The organism is Limosilactobacillus mucosae, assembly GCF_046939755.1.
Taxonomy (GTDB): Bacteria; Bacillota; Bacilli; order Lactobacillales; family Lactobacillaceae; genus Limosilactobacillus; species Limosilactobacillus mucosae_A.
This window is the reverse complement of record NZ_JBKZAY010000055.1, coordinates 1-3,064: the sequence shown is the minus strand read 5'-3', so window position 1 is coordinate 3,064 and position 3,064 is coordinate 1. Positions and strand designations below refer to the sequence as shown.

The window sequence follows — 3,064 nt, the reverse complement described above, 5'->3', positions numbered from 1 at the left end:
ACACCTTTAAACTTGGTTAAGTCCTCGACCGATTAGTAATGGTCCGCTCCATGCCTCGCGGCACTTCCACTTCCATCCTATCTACCTCATCATCTCTGAGGGGTCTTACTTCCATAAGGAATGGGAAATCTCATCTTGAGGCGAGTTTCACGCTTAGATGCTTTCAGCGTTTATCTCATCCATACATAGCTACCCAGCGATGCTCCTGGCGGAACAACTGGTACACCAGCGGTATGTCCATCCCGGTCCTCTCGTACTAAGGACAGGTCCTCTCAAATTTCCTACGCCCGCGACGGATAGGGACCGAACTGTCTCACGACGTTCTGAACCCAGCTCGCGTACCGCTTTAATGGGCGAACAGCCCAACCCTTGGGACCGACTACAGCCCCAGGATGCGATGAGCCGACATCGAGGTGCCAAACCTCCCCGTCGATGTGGACTCTTGGGGGAGATAAGCCTGTTATCCCCAGGGTAGCTTTTATCCGTTGAGCGATGGCCCTTCCATGCGGAACCACCGGATCACTAAGCCCGACTTTCGTCCCTGCTCGACCTGTCTGTCTCGCAGTCAAGCTCGCTTGTGCCTTTACACTCTGCGAATGATTTCCAACCATTCTGAGCGAACCTTTGGGCGCCTCCGTTATCTTTTGGGAGGCGACCGCCCCAGTCAAACTGCCCACCTGACACTGTCTCCCACCACGATCAGTGGTGCGGGTTAGAGTGATCATAATGCAAGGGTAGTATCCCACCAACGCCTCTGCCAAAACTAGCGTCCTGGCTTCTATGGCTCCTACCTATCCTGTACAAGCAGTACAAGCACTCAATATCAAGCTACAGTAAAGCTCCATGGGGTCTTTCCGTCCTGTCGCGGGTAGCCTGCATCTTCACAGGCAATTCAATTTCACCGAGTCTCTCGTTGAGACAGTGCCCAGATCGTTACGCCTTTCGTGCGGGTCGGAACTTACCCGACAAGGAATTTCGCTACCTTAGGACCGTTATAGTTACGGCCGCCGTTTACTGGGGCTTCAATTCAGGGCTTCGCCGAAGCTAACTCTTCCTTTTAACCTTCCAGCACCGGGCAGGCGTCAGCCCCTATACTTCATCTTACGATTTTGCAGAAACCTGTGTTTTTGATAAACAGTCGCCTGGGCCTTTTCACTGCGGCTGATCTTGCGATCAGCACCCCTTCTCCCGAAGTTACGGGGTCATTTTGCCGAGTTCCTTAACGAGAGTTCGCTCGCTCACCTTAGGATACTCTCCTCGACTACCTGTGTCGGTTTGCGGTACGGGCAGTTGATTATTCGCTAGAAGCTTTTCTCGGCAGCGTGACATCAACGACTTCGCTACTATAATTTCGCTCCCCGTCACAGCTTGTCAACTCGCTGATAAGCATTTGACTCATCAACTGACTTGCTGCTTGGCCGGACACTTCCAATCGTCCGGATCGCTTAGCCTTCTGCGTCACTCCATCACTCAAGCACAATCAACTGGTACAGGAATATCAACCTGTTGTCCATCGTCTACGCCTCTCGGCCTCGACTTAGGTCCCGACTAACCCTGGGAGGACGAGCCTTCCCCAGGAAACCTTAGTCATTCGGTGGACAGGATTCTCACCTGTCTTTCGCTACTCATACCGGCATTCTCACTTCCAAGCGCTCCACCAGTCCTTACGGTCTGACTTCATCGCCCTTGGAACGCTCTCCTACCACGCATCCTAATGGATGCATCCATAGCTTCGGTAATATGCTTAGCCCCGGTACATTTTCGGCGCAGAGTCACTCGACTAGTGAGCTATTACGCACTCTTTAAATGATGGCTGCTTCTGAGCCAACATCCTAGTTGTCTGTGCAATTCCACATCCTTTTCCACTTAGCATATATTTAGGGACCTTAGCTGATGATCTGGGCTGTTCCCCTTTCCACGATGGATCTTATCACTCACCGTGTGACTCCCGAGTAAAAATCAATGGCATTCGGAGTTTATCTGAAGTCAGTAACCCATGACGGGCCCCTAGTCCAAACAGTGCTCTACCTCCATGATTCTAAACCTCGAGGCTCCCCCTAAAGAGATTTCGGAGAGAACCAGCTATCTCCAAGTTCGTTTGGAATTTCACCGCTACCCACACCTCATCCCAACCATTTTCAACTGATACGGGTTCGGTCCTCCAGTGCGTTTTACCGCACCTTCAACCTGGACATGGGTAGGTCACCTGGTTTCGGGTACATAACTGCGTACTTCGTACGCCCATTTCAGACTCGCTTTCGCTACGGCTCCGGTTTTTCCACCTTAACCTTGCACGCAATCATGACTCGCCGGTTCATTCTGCAAGAGGCACGCCGTCACACGTAAATGTGCTCCGACAGCTTGTAGGCACATGGTTTCAGGAACTGTTTCACTCCCCTCCCGGGGTGCTTTTCACCTTTCCCTCACGGTACTGGTTCACTATCGGTCACTAGGGAGTATTTAGCCTTGCGAGATGGTCCTCGCGGATTCCGACGGGGTTTCACGTGTCCCGCCGTACTCAGGATCCTGAACTGAGAGTGTGACGTTTCGTTTACTGGGCTATCACCATCTTTGGCGTCGCTTCCCAACGACTTCAACTACGTCGCACTTTGGTAACTCAAATGTTCAGTCCTACAACCCCAACAAGCAAGCTCGTTGGTTTGGGCTCTTCCCGTTTCGCTCGCCGCTACTCAGGGAATCGAATTTTCTTTCTCTTCCTGCAGCTACTTAGATGTTTCAGTTCACTGCGTCTACCGCCTGACAGCTATGTATTCACTGCTCAGGCAATCATCGACTAAGATGATTGGGTTTCCCCATTCGGAAATCTCCGGATCAAAGCGTACTTACCGCTCCCCGAAGCATATCGGTGTTAGTCCCGTCCTTCATCGGCTCCTAGTACCAAGGCATTCACCATGCGCCCTTCATAACTTAACCTTGATGATCTTACGATCACCTCAGTTATTGAGTATGCGATTAATTTCGTTAATAAAACTCAAATAACGCGGTGTTCTCGGTTTAATTGTGAATAAAGAAATAAATATTATTTAGTTTTCAAAGTACAAGC

1 rRNA gene is annotated in these 3,064 nt (G+C 50.9%); it reads right to left on the bottom strand.

The window, feature by feature from the left end:
* Positions 1-12: 12 nt before the first annotated feature.
* Positions 13-2,934, bottom strand: a 23S ribosomal RNA gene (locus ACLUWI_RS09985).
* Between the last annotated feature and the right edge of the window lie 130 nt (positions 2,935-3,064).